The following is a 23745-nucleotide window of genomic DNA, read 5'->3' on the forward strand; positions in this document are numbered from 1 at the left end:
CCGCGGGCTTGTCGCTCCACCATGGATCTCGACCGGCCGTCGGCGGGCTGCCGGCCCGGACCGGGGCGCCGGCGGGACGTCCGGCCGGGTAACCTCTGCTGACTTCCCCGGGGGCGATGTTTCCGGAATGCGTCAGGCCCTATGGCTCGATCACCTGGACGACATCGCGCGGTACGCCGAGACCCAGTCCTGCGCACCGCACGAGCTGGCCGCCGCCATCCGGGCGTGGGACGCCCGGCTCAGCACCGCTGTCTCGGCCGGTGCCGAGGCCGTGCTGGCGGGCCGGACCGGCGACGGCCTGCGGCTGTGGGGCATGTCGGCCGGCAGGGTCGAGGAGATCACCGACCCAGTGCTCCCGCTGTCATTATGGGGACTGCTCGACGAGCTCCACGGAACGCTGCCCGCAACCGGAGGACTGGAGCCGGCCCTGTACGCCGCAACGCTCGCCCAGTACGCGCTCATGGAGGAGAACCGCTGATGACCGCTGCCGACCGCGTTCCGCTCGACAAGTACCAGGCGATGAGCGAGGACGAGCTCTACGAGGAGCTGGGCCTGCGCCTGCTCGGCTCCGGCCCCGGTATGACGCCGGACGACCGGCGTGAGGCCCGCGGCTTCGGCCGCGACTGGTTCCACAACCAGTACGACCGGCTCCGGCACGGCATCTGCCTCCACCCCAGGCTCCAGAGCCACCGGAAGGACGGCGGCTCCGACATCCTGGTCGACGCAGGCGCCATCTACGGCATCGCGGGTCAGGTGGTCGACGATCCCGTCCAAGCGGCGATCGTGGGCGTGCTGGCCATGCGCATCGGGCTGACGGTCTTCTGCGCCGGTGTCTCACCCGAGGAGCCCCCCGGCGGGGCCTCCGGCTCCTGACCGGCCATGCTGGGCCGGCCTCCGAGACGGCGCGGTGGCCGGAGCCGTGCCGGCAAGTCGTCGCGGCTGGATCAGCGCAATGACCAACCGTTCCGGTGCATTGATCCGGTAAGTTCCTCAGCTCGATCGCCGTGACTTCGCGCGCCCTGACAGGTCGACGCTCTCTCAAGAGCTCCTGGCATGAGAGGGGCAGGGGCCTCCAGGTCGCCGCGAGCCCATGCCCCGCAATTGCGCGCCGTCGCCGACGGCCGGGACCCGGGCGCGCATGCCCCTGCGGGCGCAGTCGCGCAGCAGGCCGGCCCATGCGACGGACGAGGACACGGACTGAGCGAACGCTTCAGGCCCAGTCCGCGGGTGAAATACGCCGACCCGGACGTACGCGCCGCTGACGCGAGGGGGACATGGGCAGTGGCCGGTAATAACACCGCACTCTTTGTGCCCGTGCACAATCGCGGGGGTCTACCATCTGCGCATGACGCCGCCCAGCGCTGACGCGCGCATGACCGATCTGCTCGACCGGCTCCTGGGCTCGGTGGACTCGCTGACCGACGAACTGACCGCCGAGATCCTCAATGGCGAGCACTCGTACGCCGAGAGCACGCTGCTGAGCCACGAGCAGCTGCGCACCGCCGTGCACGACAACCTGTGCGCACTGCTCATGGCCTTGAACAACGGGGGTGTGCCCACCAACATGGACGCCCCGCGGGCGGCAGGCCGGCTCAAGGCCGAACAAGGCATCCCACTGGCCGCTCTGCTCCATGCCTTCCGCCTCGCCGGGCGGTTCATCTGGGACCGGCTGCTGGCCATAGCCCTCGACCAGGACAGCGCCACCTGGCTGCTGCACAGAGCCTCGGACGTCTGGCTGATCATCGACGAGTGCTCCAGCGCCGCTGCCGAGGCCTACCGCACCGCGGTGGAAGAACAGGCGCGCCGCGACGCCTCCGCACGCAGCGTCATGCTCACAACGCTGCTCGACGGCACCGCAGGGAACAGCTCCAGCGCCTGGGAGATCATGCGGGTCCTGCGGCTGGACCGCAATGGACCCTTCCTGGTGGTGTGCGCCGAGATCAACGACGGCGCCGATCCCCTGCCGGCCGTCGAGGGACAGCTTCGGGCGGTGGACATCAATGCCGAGTGGATCCACATGGCAGGAAGCCTGCTCGGCCTCCTCGCCCTCCCGAACGAGCACATGGCCCTGGCGGTGGAGGAACGGCTCGACGGCATCGCGCTCTCCCGCGTCGGCATCAGCCGGTCCTTCACTTCGCCCCTGGACGCGCCGAACGCTCGGCGGGAGGCCCAACTGGCGGCCCAGTGCCTGCATCCCGGGGCTCCCGGCACACACATCTACGGCAGCTCACCGATAGCCCTGCTCGCGGCGACCTCACCCGACGCCGCTTCCGAGGTGGCCCATACGGTCTTCGGCCCACTGCTCACCCTGCCGGCGGCGGAACGAGCCGTCCTGCTGGACACCTTGGACGTCTGGTTCACCGTCGGCGGCTCGACCACACGGGCCGCCGAGCACCTGCACTGCCACCGCAACACCGTCCTGTACCGGCTCCACAGGATCACCGAACTGACCGGCCGGCGAACCGGCGACGCGGACTCCTCCGCGGAGCTCTACGTTGCCCTGCAGGCCGCGCGACTGGGCACCATCCCCGGATAAGGGCTCGACCGGCACGGACACCGGTACGCCGCCCGCCTCCACACGCCAGTCCCGCCCCGAGCGAGGTGCTTTGTGCGGGCTCCCGGCTGAATGCGGAGCAGCGAGCGGCGCGACCCGGCCGGTCGGCGCGCGGACGACGCGTTGGGTAGGCAGCCGCAGCGTGCGAAGGCACTGGCGGTCGCCTGTGATGGCATGGGGCAACAGCTCCAAGCCGAGGGAGCCGGCGCAGGCGATCACGGCATCAGCCGGCCTTGGCCCAGGACGTTGGCGCAGCTGGTGTTGCGGCACCGTACTCGGCCGAGGGGCCACGGGCGCCAGTAGGCTGTCCGTGTCCCTTCAATCGAACGTCGGATTCCGCTTGTGATCGTGCACAAAACTGCCGCCCTCTTCGCTGGTGCCCGGCCCAAAGACCAGGAATCCATGCGGCCCTAGGCTCTGGTCCGCTCGCGGCTGGGGAGCCGACAACTGGTTGTGCCCAGTGCTCCCTGCCGCGCTTGTCCCGGGAACCACCCGTCTGCCGATCTCGAGAGCGGACGACTGGGCTCAAGAAAGGAATGGGCAATGACCGACGTCCCTGCCAGGGGTGGCCGCACCATTGGACGCGGGAAGCACGCGCAGACCAGCCGCCGCGCGTTCATTGGCTTTGTGCTGGGCGGAGCCACGCTCGCCGTGGCCGCCGACCTCCGGCTGGGCACACCTGCCTCTGCCGCGGTGCCCTCAGCGCCCCAGATCCCGGAGTTGTACGACCTCGAGGATATGCAGACCGACGCTGCGCGCCCCACATCCGCGCTGATCAAGATTGTCATCAACGAGGACGGCACCGCATCGTTCGAGCTTCCGCGGATGGAAGTCGGCCAGGGAATCACCACCTCGACAGCGATGATCATCGCCGAGGAGCTCGACCTGCCGGTCGACAAGGTGCACGTGACGTTGGCGCCCGCCCGCCCGGAGTTGGTGTTCAACCAGCTGACCGGCGGATCGAACACCACGGTCTCCACCTTTACACCGGTACGTGTCGCCGCGGCGATCGCCAGGAAAGCGCTGCTGGAAGCCGCGGCGATCGAGCTCGGGTCGGCAGTGGACCTGCTGAAGTCCAAGGACGGAGTGATCAGCGCGCCTGACGGTTCGTCAGTGACTTATGGCTCGCTGTCCACCAAGGCGGCCAGCCGTACTGTCAAGGCGGTGGAGATCGAGCTGAAGCCCGCTTCGAGCTTCTCGGTGATCGGCAAGCCCCACGGGCGGGAGGACGCCCGACGTGCGGTCACCGGGCGGAAACAGTTCACGATGGACCTTCAGGTGCCAGGGGCGCTGCCGACCATGGTCTGCCGTCCGCCCACACTGAACGGATCGCCGAAGTCGGTGCGCAACAGTGCCACAGTGCTTGCCATGCCGGGCGTAACGGACGTGGTGATGGTCGGCACAGGAGTCGCCGTACGTGCGGAGACGTTCGGGCAGTGCATCGACGCGGTGCGTGCGCTCGACGTGGAGTGGGAACCCGGCCCGGTGGAGGGTGAGTCCGACAAGACGATCCTGGCCCGGTTGAGGGAGGCCGAGGTGCCGCTGGCGGTCCCGAAGGTTCCGCTGCCGGCGGGCACGGTGGAGGCGGACTTCACCTTCATGTTCCGTAGCAGCGCGGCGCTCGAGCCGAACTGTGCGATCGCCGACGTCCGGTCGGACCGCGCGACGGTCTGGGCGGGACTGAAGTCGCCGATCGTCGCGCAAGGTGACATTGCCAAGGCCGTCGGGCTGCCGCAGAACGCGGTCACCGTCAACGTGGTAACCGGCGGAGGGTCGTTCGGACACAAGCTCTTCGGTGACGCCGCCATCGAGGCCGCCAAGATTTCCAAGGCGATGGGCAAGCCGGTCAAGCTGATGTGGCATCGCGCCGACGAGCCTCGGCAAGGGCGGGTGCACCCCATGGCGACGTCGCGGATCCGGGCTACGTACCTGGGCGGGGAGGTGCTCACCTTCGAACAGCGGCATACCAGTGTGGTCACTGACTTCAGCCACGGACTCGGCGAGATGATCACGGCGACGGCCGACAGGATGCCCGGCGGGCTCAGCGGGCTCGGGTTCTCCGAGAGCATCTTCACGCTGACCCAGGAACTTCCCTACAACTTCGGCGCCGTCACCCAGTTGCTCAACGAGACCGATACGCGCTTCAACACCGGGAGCATGCGCAACATCTACTCGCCGGACGTGGCGTGTGCCAATGAACTGGTGATCGACCAGCTCGCCCGGAAGATGGACAAGGATCCGCTGGCGTTCCGGCTTGCCTTCCTCAAGAACGACCGGGTCAAGGCGGTGCTCCAGAAGGTCGCTGACGTGGGCAAGTGGGGCAGGTCGATGCCCGACGGGACGGCGCAGGGCATCGCGGTCCACAGTGAATACAAGGGGGCGACCGCGGTGCTCGTCGAGATCGACTGTCGACCCGAGACCGTGAACCGCAAGATCAACAACGCCGTCACCGGGCCCCGGGTGACCAAGGCGGTGATCGTCGTGGACGCCGGACTGGTGATCAACCCCAAGGGCCTCGATGCCCAGATGCTGGGTGGTGTCGCGGACGGGATCGCGCTCGCCCTCACCAGCAGCCTTCACCTGAGCGACGGGCATTTCCTCGAAGCCAGCTGGGACAACTACTTCTACACCCGGCAGTGGAACGTGCCCTTTGACTTCGAGTGCATCGTGATGCCCTCTGACTCCGAGCAACCCGGTGGTGCGGGCGAAGCCGGGGTGGCCGCGTCCGTGGCCGCGGTCGCGTGCGCCTACGCCCGTGCGACCGGCACGGTGCCCACGCGGTTCCCGATCAACCACGACACGCTGTCCTTCGAGGTCAAGTCCTTCATCCCACCCGTTCCCGCGTCGCCGTCCGACGGCCTGAGCCACACCTACTGAGGAGCGCACCATGAGCACGCACGCCTTCATCCTCAACGGCAAGCGCGTCACCGTCGACGTCGACGACAACGTTCGGTTGCTGTGGGTCCTGCGTGACGTACTGGGCGTCACGGGACCGAAGTACGGCTGTGGCATCAACGTCTGCAAGGCCTGCACGTCCCACGTCAATGGCAAGGCCTTCAATCCTTGCGCCGTGAAAATCAAGGACGTGGGGCCGGACGACGAGATCACCACCATCGAAGGCTTGCCCGCCCCGGACGGGGCAGACCTGCATCCCATGCAGGAGGCCTGGCTGGAGTACGACGTGGCGCAGTGCGGCTACTGCCAGCCCGGGCAGATCATGGCGGCGGTGGCCAAGGTCAGGCAAGCACGGGCTGCCGGTCATGAGATCAGCGACGCCGACCTCGACGAGATCCGGAACATCTGCCGCTGCGGTACATACAACCGCATCCGGGAAGCGATCAAGGCGGGCGCTGCGCACATGTGACCCGCCCCAGCCCGAGTGCGAATCGATCGCCTCCCCGGCCCCGCGGGCTCCGGCCGCGGGGCGCGGCGGGCTCCAGGGACTCACCCGACTCCCGCTCCCGCCGGATGAGCACGGCGCCACCCGGCGAACTGCCGCAGCCGCCCGCGTCAGGTCGTCGCGCGGTGTGTGGAGCATGCCCTCGCGACAGCCGAGCCCGGCGTCCGGCTGTGCTCCCTTTTCGGCGCTGCTGCCGAACTGGACCCCCTCCCCGCCGGGCGCACCTAGATCGGCGTATCAGCCGAACAGGCGGGCCGCGAAGGTGCTCCTCCTCCGGCGGGGCCGCGCCGCCCGGACGGAGGAGGAGGGCGCCCGGGTGGCGCGGCGGTGGAGAGCGCTATGGAGACGGTGCGCTATGCGGCTTCCCGTCGGGTCTGGACACGCCAGTCCTGGAGTTCGAGGTCTTCCTCGAGCAGTGCGTCCAAGCGGGCGAGAACGGTCAGTCGGGTTCCGGGGAGGTCGTCGCAGCGCCGCCCGGTGACAGCGGCGAGTTCCCCAACGGGCACGTGGACGAGCACTTGACCACCCAGCCATGCGGGCAGAGCGATGAGGGCTTCGGTGGAGCCGGCGCGTACGACGTGGGCCATGGTCCGGATGTGGTCGCCGGCGGAAACCATGGGTCGCCCCCTTCTCCGCTCGCGGTCGCTTGTCTCGACCGATTCACCGGTGGGGGGTGGTAGATCACCATCCGCCTGATACGCCGGTGCGGTCAAGACGAATGCACAGGTGAAATGGGTTGCCGTGGTGACGGTTGCCGACGTGCGCCTGGCAGCAGCGGGACCGGCCGTGTGGCACACCCTCCGCCGGGAAGGCCGCTGCCAACCCAGGTCTGTCGTCACACGAGCCAACGGGCACCCTTCGCCATGGTCACGGCCTGCTCGGACATCGAACTCAGGCATCTAGGAATTCGCGTACCCCAGCGTCCCCGACAGCCGCTTGCCCGCCGCCACCACCGCGTCGATCACGGGCGGCAGCGCCTCGGGCGGCAGCCGGACGGTGGGCGCCGAGATGTTGACTGCGGCCACGGGCGTCCCGCGGAAGTCCAGCACCGGCGCCGCCACCGCGGTCAGGCCGGGCTCGTGCTCCTCGGCGCACACCACGTAACCGGCCCGGTGCTCCTCGTGAAGACGCTCCAGCAGGGCGGGGACGGTCCGGGGCGCGCGCTCGCTGCCGGGCAGGGTTTCTCCCGCGGTCGCGAGCAGGGCGGCCACCTCATCGTCCGAGAGGCCCATCAGCAGGGCGCGCCCGGAGGAGGTGCAATTGAGCGGGGACCTCTGTCCGACGCGCTCGTGGACCTGGAGGGTGCGGGCGGGGCGCTCCGACAGCACTGTCACCACGGCGTTCCCGGCCAGCGATGTGAGGTGCGCCGCCTCGCCGAGCTGACGGACGAGGGCGCGCAGCACGCCGGGCGCCTCATGCCGCAGCGGGTTGTCCTCGGCCGCCGCGGCGAGGGCGAAGAACTGCCAGCCCAACCGGTACTCCAGCGTCCCCGGGTCGCGCACGGCGAAGCCCTCCTCGGCCAGCACCTTCAGGGTGCGCGAGACCTGCGTCTTCTCCCTGCCGATCGCGTTCGCCACCTCCTGGACGCGCAGCGGCCCCTGGCCGAGGGCGCGCAGGACGTCCAGGGCGCGCTGGACGCTGCTGAGGCCGTCGTTGCTCATGGGCCCACTTTCCCGTAGGCGTGCGTATAGCACAACAGGAGTTGTCATATACGCCCTGCACCGCCTAAGGTCGCTGCGCATGTGTGGCATAGCTGCGATTTATCACCAGTCCCCCAAGGACTCCGACCCCCTCCATACAAGCGCCGCGGGCCGATCGATGCTGGGCGGCATCAGGCACCGCGGCCCTGACGACAGTGACCACTGGTCCATCGGGCGTTTCGCCTGGCTCGGCCATACGCGTCTGTCGATCGTCGACCTCGACGGCGGACGCCAGCCCCTCGGCGCCCCCGACACCCCCGGCGACTGGGCGCTCGTCTGCAACGGCGAGATCTACAACCACGCCGACATCCGCGCCGAACTCGGAGAGGCGTCCTTCGCCACCTCGTCCGACAGCGAGTCGGCCCTGGCCCTGCTGAAGCTGCACGGCCCGTCCGCTCTGGACCGCCTCCACGGCATGTGGGCACTGTGCGCCGCCACCCCTGACGGCCGCTTCGTCGCCGCCCGCGACCGGATCGGCATCAAGCCCCTGTACTGGGCGCGCCAGGACGGCACCGTCTGGTTCGCGTCCGAGCTGCGCGCCTTCCCGCGTGAGGTCCAGCCCGCGGTCGAGGCGTTCCCGCCCGGCTGCTCCTGGACGCCGGAGACTGGCGTCGTCCGGTTCGCCGAGCCTGTCACGCGTCCTGCCGAATCCGTCGAGAGCTGGCAGGACCTGATCCCCGAGATCGCCGAGAAGGCCACCTACGAGGTTCTCGTGGACTCCGTGCGTCGGCATCTCATGGCGGACGTCGAGGTCGGCGTCTTCCTCTCCGGCGGGCTCGACTCCAGCGTCGTGGCCGCCATCGCCGCCCGCGAGTACGCCAAGGCCGGCAAGCGGCTCAAGACGTTCGCCGTGGGCACCGATGACTCGCCCGATCTGCTCGCGGCCCGCGAGGCGGCAGCGTTCCTCGGGACCGAGCACCACGAGGCTGTCTTCGATGCGGAGCAGGCAACGGCCGTGCTGGACAAGGTGGTCGCGTCCGTCGAGTCCTTCGACGCCAGCCTCATCCGCAGCGCGGTGCCCAACTGGTTCCTCTCGGAGCTGGCCTCCCGGCACGTCAAGGCCGTCCTGACCGGTGAGGGCGCGGACGAGCTGTTCGCCGGGTACGACTACTACCACAGTGCGCACGCCGACCCCGCCGAAATGGACGCCGAGCTGGCGCGAACTATCGGTGAGCTCCACGGGCTGAACCTCCAGCGCTGCGACCGCGTCACGATGGCGCACGGCCTCGAGGCGCGGGTGCCGTTCCTGGACGCGCAGGTCATCGCGCACGCCATGTCGCTGCCGCCCGAACTGAAGGGACTTGAGCCCGACGGCATGGAGAAGGGCCACCTGCGCCGGGCGTTCACCGGCTGGCTCCCTGAGCATCTGCTGTGGCGCCGCAAGGAGCAGTTCGGCACGGGCAGCGGCGCGCAGGCCGTGCTGACCCCGCGGCTGGACGAGCCGGTGAGCGAGGCCGAACTCAGCGCGGAGGCACCGGAGGTGGAACTGCGGACGGCCGAGGAGCTGGCCTACTACAGGGCGTTCCGGCGAGCGCTGCCGGACGTGCGCCCGGACGCGGTGCTGACGCGGTTCGCCACGGCGTGACGGGAACGTGAGGATTCTCCTGCCGAACTGGCGTCAGGAGTCGTACGGGCCCCCGTGGGGGCCGGGCAGCGGCAGGCGGGGCATCTGCGGGTGCCGCAGGTGCTGCCCGCCGTCGTGGACGTGCGGCCTGAAGGTCTCAGGTCCCGGACATCACCCTCGTCATGCCTGGCTTGACGGGGTGTCCAGGATGAAGAGGCGCAGTTCCGCCGACACCGCGCCGGCGTTGTCCAGCTGGACCAGCGTCCGTGCGTCGGGGATTTCCACATACCGCCCCTGCGGCAGCAGTTCGGCGAGCCGCCGGCCGGTCGCGGGCGGCATCATGCGGTCCTGCGCTCCCCAGGCGATCAGTACGCGGCGGTCGAATTTCTGGAGCTTCCGTGCGGCGTTCAGGTAGGTGTCCGTTTCTGCGTCGCGGCAGAACTTGGCGAAGTCCCGGCGGATTTCGCGGCTGGTGGGCAGGGGCCGGTACCAGCGGCGAACCAGCTCGTAGGGGATGCGACGCTGGGCCATGCCGCCCAGCGAGGTCCGCATCCGCACCAGGAAAGCGACGGCGGCGACCGATCTTTTCCGGCGCCAGGATCATGCCGCACCGGCATGAAGCAGATCGTCGCGGCCGCCGACGCCCCGTACGGCTCCGCCTACCACTTCTTCGTCGGCGGCAAGGCACAGCTGGGCGAGGAGGTGATCCGCACCTCGGGCGCGGCATGTCTGCGCCTGATCGCAGACCTCTTCCAGCCCGGGACGGAGGACATGGCCACCGCCACCGCCACCGCGTTCACAGCCGCCGCAGAAACCCTGCGCGCACTCGACTTCGCCGACCCCTGCCCCGTCGCCAGCGCCGCGCTGGAGGTGGCCAGCACCCACGAGCCACTGCGCCGGGCCACCGCTGAAGTCTTCGCCGACTGGACGGACACCCTCGCCGAGTACTACGCGGAGGGAGACATCATCGGGCCCGCCGCGCAGGAGACCGCGAGTTCGGTCCGCTGCCACCGTCGTCCGCGCGGCGCACGACCAGTGAGGCTGGGCAACTCAGCCGCCGCCGACGGCGCTTTGAGGAGAGCACCCGGCTGTGGGCCACCCCCTCGCCGGCCCCGAGGACTTCGACGACCTGGAGGGGTGGACGCTCCACCGACTTCGCCACAGCGCGCTCACACATGACGCGGAGGACGGCACCTCAACACCGATGCTGCCGGCCCGCTCTCGCCACGCGTCCGTACGGTCCCTGGAGCGATACGCGCGGCCCGGCGTCGACGCGGTCGCCCAACTGAGCGCGGCCCCAGAAGATCGTCCGAGAAGGCTCGATGGCGAGTAGAAGACCGTCATCGACAAACCGGACCCGAAGAACCCGACCGGCGACCCTCCGGGCCACCCGACCCCACTGAAGGCTGAGGTGGCGGGCACAGCCGACGGACCGGAGGGCTGGAGTCAGTTGTTGACGCGGCCCATGAGCTGGTCGGGGTAGCGCGGCCCGGCGGCGGCGCCGGGAGGGAGAGCTGCGTCCAGGGCGGCGAGGTGGTCTGCGTCGAGACGGGCGTCGGCGGCCGCGGTGTTCTCTTCCAGGTAGCTGATGCGCTTGGTGCCGGGAATGGGGACGATGTCGTCGCCCTGGTGGAGGAGCCACGCGAGGGCCAGCTGTGTCGGCGTGAGGCCGACCTCTGCCGCGAAGGTACGGACCTGGTCGGCCAGGTGCAGATTGCGGCGCAGGTTGTCGCCCTGGAAGCGGGGGTCGAAGCGGCGGTAGTCATCTGCGGCGAGTGAAGCGGTGTCCTTGATCGCGCCGGACAGGAAGCCGCGGCCGACCGGTGAGTAGGGGACGAGGGTGATCCCGAGCTCGCGAGTGATCGGGAGGATCTCGGTCTCCAGGCCGCGTTCCCACAAGGAGTATTCGCTCTGGAGTGCAGTGATGGGGTGAACGGCGTGTGCCCGGCGCAGGGTGTCCGCGTTCACCTCGGACAGTCCGATGTGGCGGATCTTGCCTGCCGCGACGAGTTCGGCCAGGGCGCCGATGGTGTTTTCGATCGGAACGGCGGGATCACGCCGGTGGAGGTAGTACAGGTCGATGTGGTCCAGGCCCAGCCGGGTGAGGGAGGCATCGACGGCCTTTTTGGCGTACTGCGGGGTGGAGTCGACGGTGAAGGTGCCCTCGTGCAGGCGGGAGCCGAACTTGGTGGCCACGACGGCTTCCTCCCGCCGTCGGCCCGCCAGGGCACGACCCAGCAGGGTTTCGTTGTGGCCGGCGCCGTAGACGTCGGCAGTGTCCAGAAGGTTCACGCCCAGGTCGAGGGCGCGGTGGATGGTGGCGATGGACTGGGTGTCGTTGGTGGCTCCGTAGAACTCGGACATGCCCATCAGGCCGAGTCCGACGGCGGAGACCGACGGTCCGTTGATGCCCAGGTTGCGCTGCTTCATGAGTGGTGGCTCCTTGCTGTGGCGGATGGAGGGGGTGTGCAGCCGGAGCCGCACACCATAAAGTTATGCTCCATAATTATGATAGTCAACCTTTGTCAGGCCGAATAACTTTTCCTAGTCTGGAGCCATGACGGCAGACGACCCCCTGGCCTCCGAGGTGATCCACCTTTTCGCGAAGGTCACCGACCGCTACACCCGCGAGTACGAGGCCGCCGCGGCTCACCACGGCCTCACCCCTCAGCAAGTGAAGGCACTGATCGCCCTGGATGAGGCCCCTCTGCCCATGCGTCGCGTCGCCGAACGACTGGGAGCTGAACCGTCCAACCTCACCGGCATCGTGGACCGCCTGCAGAACCGGGGCCTGGTCGAACGCCAGCCCGAACCCAATGACCGGCGAGTCAAGCTTCTCGCCACCACAGACGCCGGGAAAGCAGCAGCCCAAGACCTGCGCAGCCGTCTGCGCTTCGCCCGCAATCCTCTCGCCGCCCTCAACGAAGACCAGCGCCGCGACCTACGTGACCTGCTGCAGCTGATGACCGAGGAGTAGAGATCGGGTCAGCAGCGCACTCACCAGGCACGCCCCCACGTCCCGGAGCCCAGCGGCCGATCGAAGATCCGCTTCACCGTGTGCCGCTGCTTGCGCGGCCCGTCCCGGTCCGCCCACAGCATCGGTGCACTCGCGGAAGCCGAACGCGCCGCGCATCTCCATCCGGTGTCGCTTGATCGCCCGCCCCGCCCAGTCGTACGCGGCGAACTCCTCCACGGGCACCTTCACCTGCTGGGCCACGTACGCCACCGCCGGAGCCGGGATCTCCCCGGCGCCCTCCGGGAACTGGGCCTCGACCTCGAAGAACTTCAGCAACAGTGCGAACCCCAGTCGGTTCACCCCCCGACTTGTTCCGTAGCCGCTCCTGGTCCTCCTCCAGCAGCGCCCAGACCTCGATCAAGTCTTCCGGCTCCCACTCCTGCCGCCCCCGGCTCCCCCGGTCGTCATGACCGGACCAACGTGGCCGAGCGCGCCCCTTGGCGAGCCCAGAAGATCGAAACCCGTGACAAGCCCACCCCAGATCCGCTACAGAGAGCTACTTGTCACTTCGCGGCAGCTTCGGGAGTACCGGGCCTCGATCCCCGTGAGTTCGCGAAAACTGAAGGTTGTTGAGCGGGAACTCACGGGTCTGATGTGCCGGTTTCCGGGCCTGGACCCGCGGGTTCGTGTTGAACACGCGGGTTGGCGTGGGGGTGGTCAGCGCTGCGACGGTTCGCTGTCCGGATCAGGGCAGGGTCAGGATGCGGGGGCCTTCTTCTGTGACGGCGACCGTGTGCTCGATGTGGGCTGCTCGGCTGCCGTCAATGGTGTGCAGGGTCCAGCCGTCGGTACCCGTGCGGTAGTCGTCGTGTCCGCCGGCCATGAGCATGGGTTCGATGGCGAGGGTCAGGCCGTGGCGGAGGGGGAAGCCGCGGCGGGGGCGTCCTCGGTTGGGGACGTGGGGGTCTTCGTGCATGCGGCGGCCGATGCCGTGGCCGCCGAAGTCGGCGGGCATGCCGCAGCGTGCCGATCGGGCGACGGTGCCGATGGCGTGGGAGATGTCGCCGATGCGGTTGCCGGGGTTGGCTGCGGCGATACCGGCGTCGAGAGCGCGCTGGGTGGCGTTGATCAGGTCCACGTCGGCGGGTCGTGGGGTGCCGACGGTGAAGCTGATGGCGGCGTCGCCGGTCCAGCCGTCGAGCTCCGCTCCGCAGTCGATGCTGACCAGGTCGCCGTCGCGCAGGCGGTAGCCGGTGGGGATGCCGTGAACGATGGCGTCGTTGACCGATGTGCAGATCACCGCAGGGAAGGGGGTAGGGGCGAAGGAGGGCTGGTAGCCGAGGAAGGGCGAGCGGGCCCCGGCCTTGGTCAGCACCGTGCGGGCCGCTTCGTCCAGTTCTTGCAGGGATACCCCGACGCCTGCCGCTTCCCGGGCGACGGCGAGGGCCTGGGCCACGACGCGCCCGGCTTCCCGCATTGCGTCCAGCGCCGTATCGGTCTTGATCTCCACCATGTCCTGCGATCCCTGCCTCACGCGCGAGCATCCAATTCTTATACCGGTATTAGTATCACGGGCATGGTGAGAACTCCTTTGACCCCGTGGGAACGGCAGCGCGGAGAGCGGTTCGGCGCGCTGCTGCGTCAGGCGCGAGGCGACCGCAGCATGGTGGAGGTCGCCGCAGCGGCGGGGGTCTCGGCGGAGACGCTGCGCAAGATCGAGACCGGTCGGGCGCCGACTCCGGCGTTCTTCACCGTGACGGCCCTGGCCGCAGCGCTGGAGGTGTCCTTGGACGCATTGGCGGCTGCCTGCGTCCAGGACAGCGACTGCGGTGACCAGGCCCTTTCAGCGTGAACCTCGACGGTGGGTTCGGCTTTCTCGAGATGGGCCGGGGTTTTACTGCGGCCAGGCCGGGCCGGTCTCCGGCTCCGATTGCAGAAGCTTTCGTGCCGAGTCCGCATAGCGGATGGCGGTCGTTTCGTCGATGCCGAAGACGAGAGCGAGCTGGAGCGGGTCGGCGCCGGGGTGAGGGCCTCTTCGAGTTGGCGGTCGACGCGGTGTCGTTCGAGGGTGGCGGTGAGGTTGCGGATGGCCCGGGTGGTCCGAGCTGGCCGGCAGGGCCGAGTCCGACGGCGGTCTTCCGGTGATCAGCAGGTGGGGGTTGGCGGTGTTCGGCCAGCGGTTGCCGCGGTAGTCGAGCCAGTCCAGGACGGCATGGCGGGTGAGGTCGCCGAGCGCGCGGACGTGGCCGCCGACGGTGATGCGCGGTTCCGAGATGGACATCCTCCAGTTGCATGGTGCGGATCGTCTTCGGCCGTGCCGCGTGGACGGAAGCCAAGGCGATGATGAGCCACAGGTCCGGGGTGGTGGCGGTGGCGATCGTCGTGTCGATGTCCTCCTGGTCGAGCTCCCGAAGTTACGTCACCTGAAGGTAAGACACCCGGAAGAGGAAGAGCCCCCTGGCCACCGGGTCAGGGGCTCACCAGGCTCGTGGGGAACTCATGGGATGTCGCGCACTCGGTCCAGGTCCTCGACGACACGAGGGTTCGGGGCAGCGCCAGGTCCGCTTGCGCCACCGCGTGCGTACCGGCGTGCCGAAGGACGGGGCCTCGTACCAGGGACTGGACGTGCCGGCCGCGGCCGATCGCGACCACCCCGCAGGCCGGACAGCCGGACAGCCGGACAGATCGGCGTCGGACTCGACGGCCGGCACCACCAAACCCTGTCCACCGCCAACGTCGGGATCGCGGGTGACATCGAGGACGTGCATGCCCTCCACGCCGAACCACTCATCGGTCCGAGCGCACTACGACGCGCCAGGACCACACGTACAGTGACGCACGCGAGGCCTTCTCTGGATTCAGTTGCTTGATCGCTGCTGATCTTGGAAGGCCTCGCTCCGTCTGGCCTCGCGCCACGGCGTGGACCCGGACAGCGAGAGACGGCTCACCCAGGCTCATCCACGAGAGCAAAAAAAACGGACGGCGATGTCGAGATCCCGTGGCCGGCTCCGTCCCCGCTATGAACGCGACCACAATGGGTCGCACCAGCACCAAGGAGAAATACGATGGCCAAGTACTTGCTGCTCAAGCACTACCGCGGCGCCCCGGCTTCGGTCAACGACGTGCCCATGGACCAGTGGACGCCGGAGGAGATCTCGGCCCACGTGCAGTACATGCAGGACTTCGCGGCCCGGCTGGAGGGGACCGGCGAGTTCGTCGACGGTCAGGCGCTCGCCCCCGAGGGGACGTGGGTCCGGTACGACGGCGAGGGCCGCCCGCCGGTCACCGACGGCCCGTTCGCCGAGACCAAGGACCTCATCGCCGGCTGGATGGTGATCGACGTCGACAGCTACGAGCGTGCCGTCGAGCTGGCCGGGGAGCTGTCGGCCGCCCCTGGGGCGGGCGGGAAGCCGATCCACGAGTGGCTCGAGGTGCGCCCGTTCTACGGCGTGTCGCCCACCATCACGGAGTGACCTCATCGATGAACGAGGCCCTGCTCCGGAGCCTCACGCCGAGCGTGATCGGGATCCTCGTCCGCCGCGGAGCCGACTTCGCGGCGGCCGAGGACGCCGTACAGGACGCGCTGGTCGAGGCGGTCCGCGTCTGGCCGGCCGACCCTTCCCCAAGCTCTTCGAGCAGGGGAGACCCCATGCGGGATGCGAAGGGCTGGCTGGTCACCGTGGCCTGGCGCCGGTTCCTCGACGCGACCCGGGCGGACGCCGCCCGCCGCCGGCGAGAGGACCTTGTCGACGGGGAGCCGGCGCCCGGGCCCGCGCCCGCGGTGGACGACACGCTCCAGCTCTACTTCCTGTGCGCCCACCCGTCGCTGACGCCGTCGTCCGCGGTCGCGCTCACGCTGCGCGCCGTCGGCGGACTGACCACCCGCCAGATCGCCCAGGCCTACCTGGTGCCCGAGGCGACCATGGCGCAGCGCATCAGCCGGGCCAAGCGCACCGTCTCCGGTGTGCGGTTCGACCAGCCCGGCGACGTCGCCACCGTGCTGCGCGTCCTCTACTTGGTCTTCAACGAGGGCTACTCCGGCGACGTCGACCTCGCTGCCGAGGCCATCCGGCTCACCCGGCAACTCGCGGCCGCGATCGACCACCCCGAGGTGGCGGGGCTGCTCGCCCTCATGCTGCTCCACCACGCCCGGCGCCCCGCCCGGACCGCGCCCGACGGCAGCCTGGTGCCGCTCTCCGAGCAGGACCGCGGCCGGTGGGACACCGAGTCGATCGCCGAGGGCGTCGAGATCCTGCAGGCGGCCCTCGCCCGCGACCGGCTGGGCGAGTTCCAGGCCCAGGCCGCCATCGCGGCACTCCACGCTGACGCGCGCACGGCCGAGGAGACTGACTGGGTGCAGATCGTCGAGTGGTACGACGAGCTCGCGCGCCTGACCGACAGCCCGGTCGTCCGGCTCAACCGCGCGGTGGCCGTCGGCGAGGCCGACGGACCGCGCGCCGGCCTGGCGGCGCTTGCGGCGCTGGACGACTCCTCCCCAAGCTCTTCGAGCAGGGGATGCTCCATGCCCCGCCACGCCGCGGTGGCGGCGTACCTCCACGAGCGCGACGGCGACCTGGCGACGGCGGCACGGCTGTACGCCGAGGCGGCCCAAAAGGCACCCAACCTCGCCGAGCGCGACCACCTGACGCGCCAGGCCGCCCGGCTCAACGCCCGCCGGTGTCGCTGACGGGTCGCGCTCGGATTTGCCCGCAGCACTTGGCGCAGCCCGTGGCCAGAGCGGTTGCCTCAAGAGATCCTGGGGTTGAGCACGTTGGTGGTCAGGCCGCGCCGGTTAGCCGGACAGCCGCGCCGCCTGCGGCTCGGGGCGCAGGGCCCTGACCGCGGACGCGGTCGCGCTGGAGGCCCACAAGGCGGCCGAGGGCGACACGCCGGACCGGCCCGCTCCCGACCCCGCACCGGCTGTTGCTGAGCCCGGGACGGGCGTCCCGGCGCGGGCCACGGTCACGTTCCTCAACCAGTGGCGGCTCGCTCATCCGCCGCCCGACACCCGGCCGCTGCCGTCGGTGGCGGGGAGGCGAGGGCGCCGATCACGTTGTCGGCGAGCTGGTCGGCGGTGGGTGCGGTTCTCGGAAAGAGAACGCCCTGGGTCCTTCTCCGATCTCGCGGATCAGGGCGATGCGGTCCATCGCCTCGTCGACGCTCGGGCGGTGCCCGGCGGGGACCCACCACAATGCGTGGTGGAAGTCGGCGAGACGCTCGAACCATTCCCGGCGGCGTGCCAGCACCTTGAGGTGCTCACTGCGGTAGGTGTAGTCCCGCAGAGCTTCGACCGATTCCCAGACCGAGCAGTTGATCAGGAGCATGTCGTCGTCGTTCTTGGGACGCAGGCCCGTCGAGTCGACTCCGCCGTCGTCGACCATGCGCCAGACGAAGCCGGGAGCCCGATCGGCGAGGGCGTTGATCTCCGGGAGCTGCGCGACGAAGTCGGCCAGTTGGGGACTGTCGAGCGGGGCGAGGATTCGCCCGACGTTGACCTGGGCGAGGTGGAAGTCGTTCACGGGGCCAAGCATGCCCGGGCGAGCCTTCTAAAGTCAACGAGTGCTGTTTTTAGATTTCTCGGCCACTTCGAGGGCGACGCAGCACCCTTGCGGAAGCGGATCCATCGCCGCGCTCCAGCCCTGACCGTCCGGCAATCCGGCGAGCAGGCCCTCGATCCCGGCCAGGTTCATCCCGCAGACCAGGGCAGGGAACTGATCTGCCAACGCGTGGAACGGGCAGTTGTTCAGTCGCAGCGTCTCGCCGTCCCAGAACGGCTCATAACCGCGTGACCGCAGGACCTCGACCGGATCGGCCTCGCCGCCCGAGGCGCCACCCTCGGCCTCCCCGGCCGCCCTGGCCGCCGCCTGCAGGTCCCCGTCGAGCCCGGCTTGCTCCACCACCTCGGCGAGCAGCCGGCTCGCCGTGTCATAGGAGCGGGGCGGCACGGACACCGCATGCTCACCCTCGGCTCGCCGGTACATCTTCGCGGGCCGCCCGGCCCCCGGACCGCTGCGCCCCGAAAGCCGCCGGAAACACACCTCGAGCAGCCCAGCCTCGACCAGCTTGTCCAGGTGAAACGCGGCCAGTGAACGGGAGATCCCGACCGCCTCGGCCGCCGCGTCCCGCCCCACCTCGCCCGGTGTCCGGGTGACGTGCCGATACAGTCCACGCCGCACCGGATCACCCAGCACGACCAACGCCTCCAGGGCGGCATCCTCACTGCTCACGGCACAATTCTATAACTAACGGCGATTTTGATGCTGACGTCATTCCGGGAAGCGGCAGTCGGCGCAGGGCTTCGCGACTTCGACGTCCGGCGAACAAGTCGGCGGCGAAACCGCCTGGTGCGGTGCCGGGAAGGTCCGCCGGGTTCGGTGACACGGCGGGTTGCAGGCGTCATCTTCGGTCGTGACGGGATCGCCTCTTGGAGGTGAGGTTGTGATGGCTGAGCAGGTCCGAGGGCGACGGTTGACCGATCCGGAGGGCCAACCAACGACATCTCCGCACAAGCGAGCGACTTCGAATCTCGCCAACATTCCACGGCTCCCGACCTGCCAACCGCCATCCGAAGTCGGCAACGAACGCCTCCCGCAGACACCTACATAGCCAGCCAGGCGTCGACGGTCTCGGTGCGCCAGCCGGCGCGTCGCGCGAGCTCTGCTCGCACCTGCTCGCCCCCTTCGCGGGGTTCGGTGCCGGCGAGGCGGTCGGCTCGGGGCCAGGCGCTCGATCTCGTCCGCGCGGTCGGCCCACTGCTGCAGTTCGCGCTGTTCGGCCTCCCGGACGGCGGCGGCCGCGGCTTCGACGGCGAGTTCGTCCTGGACGACGGCGTCGGCGTCCGGGTCGTACGTGCCGCGGTCGGCGAGCAGTCTGTGGTGGACCTCCACCCGATGCGTGGACCCGCACATCTCGCAGGTGTCGGCCACGAGCCGTTTCACCAACTCAGGAGTGTTGAACTGGTTGGGCTTGAGCGGCTCTTTGTCTTTCAGAAGCCGTTGTCTTTCCGAACGTGATCGCTGTGTTTCTGTTGGTCAGGCATGGGGTCGGCTGTGGTACGGCAGGGATGGCGTGTCGTGTCGTCTCCTCGGTGAAGGTGCCGTGTGCCGTCAGTGATGGGGCTGTTGGAGGAGCGGGAGCGTGCTGCCCGGCAGCGGGTGGAGGCCCTGCACCGAGCTGCGGGAGGCCGAACCCGAACCGGGCCGGCTTGCCGTAGGTAGGGACGTAGGGCCACTGGCCGAGCTGCCACGAGATACCAGCGGTTGCCCGATCATGTGTCCGCTGTGGCACCGCCGCCTCACGGCTCCCGCCAGCGGCGCGTCCGCCGCTGTCCCCATGCTGACGGAGCGTCCGCTCCCTGCTCGTCTGACCGTGGGTTCTCGTCGATCGACCAGGCGCGCCACAGCGCCCCTCACTCACAGCCCGGCGGGACATGCCTGCGCGCACGGCCCGCGTGGCCCTTAGGTCGGAAATGGCTTAATAACGACGCGGGACCAACTTGCCGTATGCCGTGGATCGAACCTTTCGTTGTGCGCCCTCGCAGCCCGCAGAGCACCACCTTTGGTGGACCACACCATCCCATCGATGGCAATTTCCTCTTCAGGGCACCAAGCTTCGAAACCCACTCTGTCCTCCAGGGATCGGATGGGTACCTCTACGGAGTTCTGCTCACTGGGCGTTGTCATCATGGATCAGTCCCTACCAGAAGAATCGACTCCACAGCCAATGCATCAGACTGGAGGTGTTGTGATGGCTTAAGTCCACAAGCGCGCAGCGCATGGGCAACAGGATTGCTAGCTGTTGTAGTGCAGTCCTCGCATCGTCCCGGTCGAAGTTCAGCCCGTCGACGGATAGCCGTGCGCTGGCGCCTTCTTCAACGCAGCGCATCTGCTGCTCAAGCTTGACGAAATCAGCTTCATTTTCCTTGTAGGCGTTCTTCTGGGCGTCTGTGAGGTTGCTAGGGTGTTCCCTTTATGTCCATCATCGCTCATTGGCCAGGGCGGTGCACATCGACCATGGGTCTGCCCGCCAGATGGCGTGCCCGGCGAATCCCGCGCCGGTCACACGGTCCGTTGTACAGTGCGGCATCCTTTCCCGACAGTCATCTCCTCGCCACTGCCTTCAAACGCTCACTTAGGAAAGCGGTCCAGGAGCGGTCCGTGCGCTGCGGGGATGGGTCGAATCCTGCTTTCTCCAGGATCTGCCCAGAGGGTGGAGGCGGCGGCGTTGTGTCCCAAGCTGAGGCGCTCTTCGTGATTGCGGCGGTATCCCCATGCTGGGTTCTCCCGCGCCAGACGCATGACCAGTTGCCGTAGCGTCTCTGATTTCGGTGGTCGGCCATGCATTCGGGATGGGTAGGTCCACTTCCAGGCAATGAGCCGTGTGTGCCAGCGCGGGACGATCGCGGGGGAACCAGTAGGCCATTTGTAGACGCCGCTGTTTGCTGACGTTCCGGAGCAGTGCTGCTATGACGCTCTGTCGCTCCATGAGAACCGCGGCCGTGGCTGGGCGCGTTGCGCGATGGCGAACTGGTGCCGGAGCATCAAGATCTCGACGTCTTTCGCCGCGCTCGAGCGGGCCAGCAGGACAAGCCATCGGAAGGTCTGGCAGGCGAGCAGGTAGATCAGCCGTATCACCACGACCGGCCTCCTGCCCCAGAACAGCCTGGGCATTGCTGAGTTCTGGCAGATCCGAACCAGCAGGTCAGCTCGGGTGACACAGTTGCCGGCACCCACACGGTATCGGCGACGAGCCTCCCTCATCCTGACCGGCGGCTTCGGCGACTGGACCGTGGACGACAACGGACGGCCTGTCCTGGACCCTGAACGTCCACTGTCCGCTGGCGCATACGAGGGCTGGACGACGGGGCCACGTTCGCGACCACAGCCCGGGCTGAGCAGCAGCGGAAGCCTGCTCCCGCCCGGCGCGATCAGGCTGGTGAGCACGGGGCTACCGCTCGGGGGTCGATTCTCGGCGACGTGTGGCGTTGAGGCTGCCGAGCAGGGAGAGCGCATGGGAGCTGGGGCTTCCTGGTTCTGCGTGGTAGATCACGACCTGTTGACCAGGTGCTCCGCGTACATCGAAGGACTGGTAGGTGAGTGACAGGGTTCCGACCTCGGGGTGGACGAGTTCTTTGGCGTCGTGGGTTTTTCCGTAGACGGTCTGTGCGGACCAGAGGATGGCGAATTCCTCGCTCGTTTCGGTGAGGTCGCTCACCAGTTCGCGCAGACGTGGGTAGTGCGGTTCCAAGCCCGTGGCCTGGCGCAGGCTGGAGACGACCGCCTCGGCCGCCCGGTGCCACTGTGCGAAGAAGCTGCGGCCTGCGGAGTCGAGGAAGACCATGCCGGCGAGGTTGTCCGCTTTCCCGAACGGAGAGAAGAGCGCGTCGGCCAGGCTGTTGGCTGCCAGCAGGTCCAGCGCCGGGTTGAGGACGAATGCCGGGGTGTTGGTGTACTCATCCAGCAGTTGACTCAGCATCGGGCTGACCGTCTCTCTCGGCTGTGTCCGCTGCCCGTCCGCCACGGTGTCCGCCAGTCGGTACAGATGGTCACGTGCCTCGTGATCCATGCGCAGGGCGCCGCTGAGCGCGTCGAGGATCTGTGGTGAGGGGCTGCGCTCGCGGCCTTGTTCCAAGCGGGCGTAGTAGTCGGTGTTCATGCCGGCCAGGACGGCGACCTCCTCCCGCCGCAGCCCTGCCACCCGGCGTCGGCCATAGGAGGCCAGTCCTACGTCGCCGGGCCGCAGTCGTGCGCGGTGTGCGCGAAGGAAGTCCCCGAGAGCGTTGGTGGTCACCTCGTCAGGCTAGACCGTTTCCCGGCTGTGTACCTGGGTGCGCCGTACCCGGGCACAGCCTGCCCTGGCTGGTCCTTCCGCCGCCGCCCAGACTTCGGAGAGCGGGCGTGGACGGAAGTACGGAAAGGGCCCGCGGTGAGGGAGCAGTCGAGCCCTGCGGGAGAGGTCGGTGAGGGGTGGACGGGGGTCGGTAGGTGGGTGACTGCGGACGGGACTCCCGGCAAGACCTGCGTGCCGCTACGACGAGGCCCGCCGCCGCGTCGTAGCGCCTGTACCGGCCGTTACACGCTGACCGGCTGTCATCTCGGCTGTCTCGACGACACCGGTTTCAACCGCCACGGGTGACGTCCGTGACGGTGTGCTCCACCACCAGCACCTCGTCTCTACAAGGAGGAACAAGCATGACGCAGAGCACCAAGGCCGTGGCCATCACGGGTGCGAGCAGCGGCATCGGTGAGGCGACCGCACGCCGTCTGGCTGCGGACGGGCACCGGGTCTTTCTCGGCGCGCGCCGTACCGACCGGCTGGAGCGGCTGGTCGAAGAGATCACCAGGGAAGGCGGCACCGCCGCTTTCGAGAAGCTGGATGTCACCGACGCGGCAGACACGCGCGCGTTCATCGATGCGGCGCTTGGCGAGTACGGCCGGATCGATGCCGTCGTGAACAACGCGGGCGTCATGCCCCTGTCTCCGCTGGACGCGCTGAAGACCGACGAGTGGGACCGCATGATTGACGTGAACGTGCGGGGAGTCCTGCACGGTATCGCCGCCGCCCTGCCCGCGATGCGCGCCCAGGGCGGCGGGCACTTCGTGAACATCGCCTCCGTAGGCGCGTACGAGGTCTCGCCCACCGCCGCCGTCTACTGTGCCACCAAGTTCGCAGTCCGCGCGATCACCGAAGGACTACGCCAAGAGTCCGCCGGGGACATCCGGGTCACCCTCGTCTCCCCGGGCGTAACCGAGTCCGAACTCGCCGCCGGCATCTCCGACCCTGAGGCCAGGGAGGCGATGAAGACCTACCGCGCCATAGCACTGCCCGCCCCGGCCGTCGCGGAGGCCATCGCCTACGCCATCTCCCAGCCTTCGCAGGTCGATGTGAACGAAATCGTCGTCCGTCCCGCCGCAAGCGCCCAGTGACCCACCCCGGAAGAAAAGGAGCTGACATGCAACCCACCGTCGCCGACTACGACAACCTTGTGCGAAGGCTGCGGGCCCTGGAGGACAAGGAAGCGCTGCGCGCCCTCATGATCCGCGGCTGGAGGGCGCTGGACCGCAAGGACTGGCAGACCTGGATCGAATGCTGGGCCGAGGACGCGGTGCTGGAGTTCGGGCCATGGGACACGACCAACGGAAAGGAGGCGGTCCGGGCGAAAGTGGAAGAAGCGGAATCGCCCTACCCGAGCATGCAGCATCACATCCTCAACATGCACTTCGACGTTGATGGCGACCGGGCGACCGGCATCGGCTACATGTGGTTCGTCGCTGTCACCGAATCCGGGAAGTCTTCCTCCCCCTACGCTATGGGCGGCCCCTACGACTGGGAGTACAGACGGGGCCCGAACGGCTGGCTCCTGATCCGCCAACGGCTCGGTGTCTGGTGGACCCACGGCGAGGACACCCTGAAGACCTTCGAGTGGACCCGGTCCCCCTGACTCGCTCCGCTTGCCCTTGCCTGCGCCCCACTCCGGCGGCTGGTCGAGCGGATCGCGCTTTCCGGGGCAGCGCTGGGAACGCCCAGACGCACGGGTTTCAGCAACGGGCCCGCGCTGAGGCTCATGTATGA

26 protein-coding genes are annotated in these 23745 nt (G+C 68.8%); 15 read left to right on the top strand and 11 right to left on the bottom strand.

Annotation, left to right across the window (positions count from 1 at the left end; translation table 11 throughout):
• Positions 1-127 precede the first annotated feature (127 nt).
• The 5 genes from ACTWQE_RS01030 to ACTWQE_RS01050 all read left to right on the top strand — a co-directional run bounded on the left by ACTWQE_RS01030 (position 128) and on the right by ACTWQE_RS01050 (position 5918).
• The gene (locus tag ACTWQE_RS01030; protein ID WP_443326843.1) at positions 128-478 is read left to right on the top strand and encodes a hypothetical protein; all 351 of its coding nucleotides are present in this window, start codon (positions 128-130) and stop codon (positions 476-478) included.
• Complete coding sequence (locus ACTWQE_RS01035) at positions 478-873, top strand: hypothetical protein (RefSeq protein WP_443326844.1); 396 nt, start codon at positions 478-480, stop codon at positions 871-873. Before ACTWQE_RS01030 ends, ACTWQE_RS01035 begins: the two co-directional genes overlap by 1 nt.
• 472 nt (positions 874-1345) lie before the next feature.
• The gene (locus ACTWQE_RS01040; protein WP_443326845.1) at positions 1346-2536 is read left to right on the top strand and encodes a PucR family transcriptional regulator; all 1191 of its coding nucleotides are present in this window, start codon (positions 1346-1348) and stop codon (positions 2534-2536) included.
• A 561-nt stretch (positions 2537-3097) separates the two neighbouring features.
• Positions 3098-5431: a molybdopterin cofactor-binding domain-containing protein gene (locus tag ACTWQE_RS01045; RefSeq protein WP_443326846.1), complete on the top strand. Its 2334-nt coding sequence runs from the start codon at positions 3098-3100 to the stop codon at positions 5429-5431.
• A gap of 10 nt (positions 5432-5441) precedes the next feature.
• Positions 5442-5918 carry a (2Fe-2S)-binding protein gene (locus ACTWQE_RS01050; RefSeq protein WP_443326847.1) on the top strand — a complete coding sequence of 159 codons (477 nt, stop codon included), beginning with the start codon at positions 5442-5444 and terminating at the stop codon, positions 5916-5918.
• A gap of 389 nt (positions 5919-6307) precedes the next feature.
• Here the strand turns inward: ACTWQE_RS01050 and ACTWQE_RS01055 are convergent, their stop codons facing one another.
• On the bottom strand, positions 6308-6571 hold the full coding sequence (locus tag ACTWQE_RS01055) for a hypothetical protein (RefSeq protein ID WP_443326848.1): 264 nt from the start codon (positions 6569-6571) through the stop codon (positions 6308-6310).
• A 282-nt stretch (positions 6572-6853) separates the two neighbouring features.
• Positions 6854-7615, bottom strand: coding sequence for an IclR family transcriptional regulator (locus ACTWQE_RS01060; RefSeq protein WP_443326849.1), 762 nt, complete (start codon positions 7613-7615; stop codon positions 6854-6856).
• 79 nt (positions 7616-7694) lie between these two features.
• On the opposite strand from ACTWQE_RS01060, the gene asnB reads away from it, so the two are divergent.
• Positions 7695-9239, top strand: coding sequence for an asparagine synthase (glutamine-hydrolyzing) (gene asnB, locus ACTWQE_RS01065; RefSeq protein ID WP_443326850.1), 1545 nt, complete (start codon positions 7695-7697; stop codon positions 9237-9239).
• Positions 9240-9398: 159 nt separating this feature from the next.
• Here asnB and ACTWQE_RS01070 read toward each other — a convergent pair whose 3' ends face one another.
• Positions 9399-9770: an alpha/beta fold hydrolase gene (locus ACTWQE_RS01070; protein ID WP_443326851.1), complete on the bottom strand. Its 372-nt coding sequence runs from the start codon at positions 9768-9770 to the stop codon at positions 9399-9401.
• A 63-nt stretch (positions 9771-9833) separates the two neighbouring features.
• Here ACTWQE_RS01070 and ACTWQE_RS01075 point away from each other — a divergent pair, with 63 nt between their 5' ends.
• Positions 9834-10397, top strand: a complete 564-nt coding sequence (locus tag ACTWQE_RS01075; RefSeq protein ID WP_443326852.1) for an LmrA/YxaF family transcription factor — start codon at positions 9834-9836, stop codon at positions 10395-10397.
• A gap of 267 nt (positions 10398-10664) precedes the next feature.
• Here the strand turns inward: ACTWQE_RS01075 and ACTWQE_RS01080 are convergent, their stop codons facing one another.
• Positions 10665-11648 carry an aldo/keto reductase gene (locus ACTWQE_RS01080; protein WP_443326853.1) on the bottom strand — a complete coding sequence of 328 codons (984 nt, stop codon included), beginning with the start codon at positions 11646-11648 and terminating at the stop codon, positions 10665-10667.
• Between the two features lie 127 nt (positions 11649-11775).
• On the opposite strand from ACTWQE_RS01080, the gene ACTWQE_RS01085 reads away from it, so the two are divergent.
• On the top strand, positions 11776-12195 hold the full coding sequence (locus tag ACTWQE_RS01085; protein ID WP_443326854.1) for a MarR family winged helix-turn-helix transcriptional regulator: 420 nt from the start codon (positions 11776-11778) through the stop codon (positions 12193-12195).
• Here the strand turns inward: ACTWQE_RS01085 and ACTWQE_RS01090 are convergent.
• Positions 12160-12534: a DUF4158 domain-containing protein gene (locus ACTWQE_RS01090; RefSeq protein WP_443326855.1), complete on the bottom strand. Its 375-nt coding sequence runs from the start codon at positions 12532-12534 to the stop codon at positions 12160-12162. The two genes, ACTWQE_RS01085 and ACTWQE_RS01090, sit on opposite strands and share 36 nt — an antisense overlap.
• Positions 12535-12919: 385 nt before the next feature.
• Complete coding sequence (gene map / locus ACTWQE_RS01095) at positions 12920-13687, bottom strand: type I methionyl aminopeptidase (protein WP_443326856.1); 768 nt, start codon at positions 13685-13687, stop codon at positions 12920-12922.
• Between the two features lie 63 nt (positions 13688-13750).
• Here map and ACTWQE_RS01100 point away from each other — a divergent pair, with 63 nt between their 5' ends.
• Positions 13751-14026 carry a helix-turn-helix domain-containing protein gene (locus ACTWQE_RS01100; protein WP_355858875.1) on the top strand — a complete coding sequence of 92 codons (276 nt, stop codon included), beginning with the start codon at positions 13751-13753 and terminating at the stop codon, positions 14024-14026.
• Positions 14027-14068: 42 nt separating this feature from the next.
• On the opposite strand, the gene ACTWQE_RS01105 is transcribed toward ACTWQE_RS01100, so the two are convergent.
• On the bottom strand, positions 14069-14455 hold the full coding sequence (locus tag ACTWQE_RS01105) for a hypothetical protein (protein WP_443326857.1): 387 nt from the start codon (positions 14453-14455) through the stop codon (positions 14069-14071).
• Positions 14456-14466: 11 nt separating this feature from the next.
• Between ACTWQE_RS01105 and ACTWQE_RS01110 the strand changes: the two genes are divergently transcribed.
• From ACTWQE_RS01110 to ACTWQE_RS01120, 3 genes are all read left to right on the top strand, one after another.
• Positions 14467-14601, top strand: a complete 135-nt coding sequence (locus ACTWQE_RS01110) for a hypothetical protein (RefSeq protein WP_443326858.1) — start codon at positions 14467-14469, stop codon at positions 14599-14601.
• 638 nt (positions 14602-15239) lie between these two features.
• The gene (locus ACTWQE_RS01115) at positions 15240-15647 is read left to right on the top strand and encodes a YciI family protein (protein ID WP_443326859.1); all 408 of its coding nucleotides are present in this window, start codon (positions 15240-15242) and stop codon (positions 15645-15647) included.
• A gap of 8 nt (positions 15648-15655) precedes the next feature.
• A complete protein-coding gene (locus ACTWQE_RS01120; protein WP_443326991.1) occupies positions 15656-16861 on the top strand; it encodes an RNA polymerase sigma factor in 1206 nt (401 codons plus the stop codon).
• Between the two features lie 361 nt (positions 16862-17222).
• Here ACTWQE_RS01120 and ACTWQE_RS01125 read toward each other — a convergent pair whose 3' ends face one another.
• Together ACTWQE_RS01125 and ACTWQE_RS01130 are read right to left on the bottom strand one after the other, a co-directional pair.
• Positions 17223-17693, bottom strand: coding sequence for a DUF3291 domain-containing protein (locus tag ACTWQE_RS01125; RefSeq protein ID WP_443326860.1), 471 nt, complete (start codon positions 17691-17693; stop codon positions 17223-17225).
• A 33-nt stretch (positions 17694-17726) separates the two neighbouring features.
• Positions 17727-18401, bottom strand: a complete 675-nt coding sequence (locus tag ACTWQE_RS01130) for a helix-turn-helix transcriptional regulator (protein WP_443326861.1) — start codon at positions 18399-18401, stop codon at positions 17727-17729.
• Between the two features lie 465 nt (positions 18402-18866).
• Here ACTWQE_RS01130 and ACTWQE_RS01135 point away from each other — a divergent pair, with 465 nt between their 5' ends.
• Positions 18867-19187 carry a hypothetical protein gene (locus tag ACTWQE_RS01135; protein ID WP_443326862.1) on the top strand — a complete coding sequence of 107 codons (321 nt, stop codon included), beginning with the start codon at positions 18867-18869 and terminating at the stop codon, positions 19185-19187.
• Positions 19188-20636: 1449 nt separating this feature from the next.
• Here the strand turns inward: ACTWQE_RS01135 and ACTWQE_RS01140 are convergent.
• Positions 20637-20843, bottom strand: a complete 207-nt coding sequence (locus ACTWQE_RS01140; RefSeq protein ID WP_443326863.1) for a hypothetical protein — start codon at positions 20841-20843, stop codon at positions 20637-20639.
• Between the two features lie 277 nt (positions 20844-21120).
• A complete protein-coding gene (locus ACTWQE_RS01145; RefSeq protein WP_443326864.1) occupies positions 21121-21963 on the bottom strand; it encodes a helix-turn-helix transcriptional regulator in 843 nt (280 codons plus the stop codon).
• 401 nt (positions 21964-22364) lie between these two features.
• Between ACTWQE_RS01145 and ACTWQE_RS01150 the strand changes: the two genes are divergently transcribed.
• Together ACTWQE_RS01150 and ACTWQE_RS01155 are read left to right on the top strand one after the other, a co-directional pair.
• Complete coding sequence (locus ACTWQE_RS01150) at positions 22365-23099, top strand: SDR family oxidoreductase (RefSeq protein ID WP_443326865.1); 735 nt, start codon at positions 22365-22367, stop codon at positions 23097-23099.
• Between the two features lie 26 nt (positions 23100-23125).
• The gene (locus tag ACTWQE_RS01155; protein ID WP_443326866.1) at positions 23126-23614 is read left to right on the top strand and encodes a nuclear transport factor 2 family protein; all 489 of its coding nucleotides are present in this window, start codon (positions 23126-23128) and stop codon (positions 23612-23614) included.
• Positions 23615-23745 lie beyond the last annotated feature (131 nt).

Origin of the sequence: Streptomyces sp. 8N706 (assembly GCF_052245415.1) — a bacterium.
GTDB lineage: Bacteria > Actinomycetota > Actinomycetes > Streptomycetales > Streptomycetaceae > Streptomyces.

Bases quoted from the DNA above. Each gene is read 5' to 3' on its own strand.
- ACTWQE_RS01030 (WP_443326843.1), top strand. From the start codon at position 128: ATGCGTCAGGCCCTATGGCTCGATCACCTGGACGACATCGCGCGGTAC.
- ACTWQE_RS01035 (WP_443326844.1), top strand. From the start codon at position 478: ATGACCGCTGCCGACCGCGTTCCGCTCGACAAGTACCAGGCGATGAGC.
- ACTWQE_RS01040 (WP_443326845.1), top strand. From the start codon at position 1,346: ATGACGCCGCCCAGCGCTGACGCGCGCATGACCGATCTGCTCGACCGG.
- ACTWQE_RS01045 (WP_443326846.1), top strand. From the start codon at position 3,098: ATGACCGACGTCCCTGCCAGGGGTGGCCGCACCATTGGACGCGGGAAG.
- ACTWQE_RS01050 (WP_443326847.1), top strand. From the start codon at position 5,442: ATGAGCACGCACGCCTTCATCCTCAACGGCAAGCGCGTCACCGTCGAC.
- ACTWQE_RS01055 (WP_443326848.1), bottom strand. From the start codon at position 6,571: ATGGTTTCCGCCGGCGACCACATCCGGACCATGGCCCACGTCGTACGC.
- ACTWQE_RS01060 (WP_443326849.1), bottom strand. From the start codon at position 7,615: ATGAGCAACGACGGCCTCAGCAGCGTCCAGCGCGCCCTGGACGTCCTG.
- asnB (WP_443326850.1), top strand. From the start codon at position 7,695: ATGTGTGGCATAGCTGCGATTTATCACCAGTCCCCCAAGGACTCCGAC.
- ACTWQE_RS01070 (WP_443326851.1), bottom strand. From the start codon at position 9,770: ATGCGGACCTCGCTGGGCGGCATGGCCCAGCGTCGCATCCCCTACGAG.
- ACTWQE_RS01075 (WP_443326852.1), top strand. From the start codon at position 9,834: ATGAAGCAGATCGTCGCGGCCGCCGACGCCCCGTACGGCTCCGCCTAC.
- ACTWQE_RS01080 (WP_443326853.1), bottom strand. From the start codon at position 11,648: ATGAAGCAGCGCAACCTGGGCATCAACGGACCGTCGGTCTCCGCCGTC.
- ACTWQE_RS01085 (WP_443326854.1), top strand. From the start codon at position 11,776: ATGACGGCAGACGACCCCCTGGCCTCCGAGGTGATCCACCTTTTCGCG.
- map (WP_443326856.1), bottom strand. From the start codon at position 13,687: ATGGTGGAGATCAAGACCGATACGGCGCTGGACGCAATGCGGGAAGCC.
- ACTWQE_RS01100 (WP_355858875.1), top strand. From the start codon at position 13,751: ATGGTGAGAACTCCTTTGACCCCGTGGGAACGGCAGCGCGGAGAGCGG.
- ACTWQE_RS01105 (WP_443326857.1), bottom strand. From the start codon at position 14,455: ATGTCCATCTCGGAACCGCGCATCACCGTCGGCGGCCACGTCCGCGCG.
- ACTWQE_RS01110 (WP_443326858.1), top strand. From the start codon at position 14,467: ATGGTGCGGATCGTCTTCGGCCGTGCCGCGTGGACGGAAGCCAAGGCG.
- ACTWQE_RS01115 (WP_443326859.1), top strand. From the start codon at position 15,240: ATGGCCAAGTACTTGCTGCTCAAGCACTACCGCGGCGCCCCGGCTTCG.
- ACTWQE_RS01120 (WP_443326991.1), top strand. From the start codon at position 15,656: ATGAACGAGGCCCTGCTCCGGAGCCTCACGCCGAGCGTGATCGGGATC.
- ACTWQE_RS01140 (WP_443326863.1), bottom strand. From the start codon at position 20,843: ATGCCCAGGCTGTTCTGGGGCAGGAGGCCGGTCGTGGTGATACGGCTG.
- ACTWQE_RS01150 (WP_443326865.1), top strand. From the start codon at position 22,365: ATGACGCAGAGCACCAAGGCCGTGGCCATCACGGGTGCGAGCAGCGGC.
- ACTWQE_RS01155 (WP_443326866.1), top strand. From the start codon at position 23,126: ATGCAACCCACCGTCGCCGACTACGACAACCTTGTGCGAAGGCTGCGG.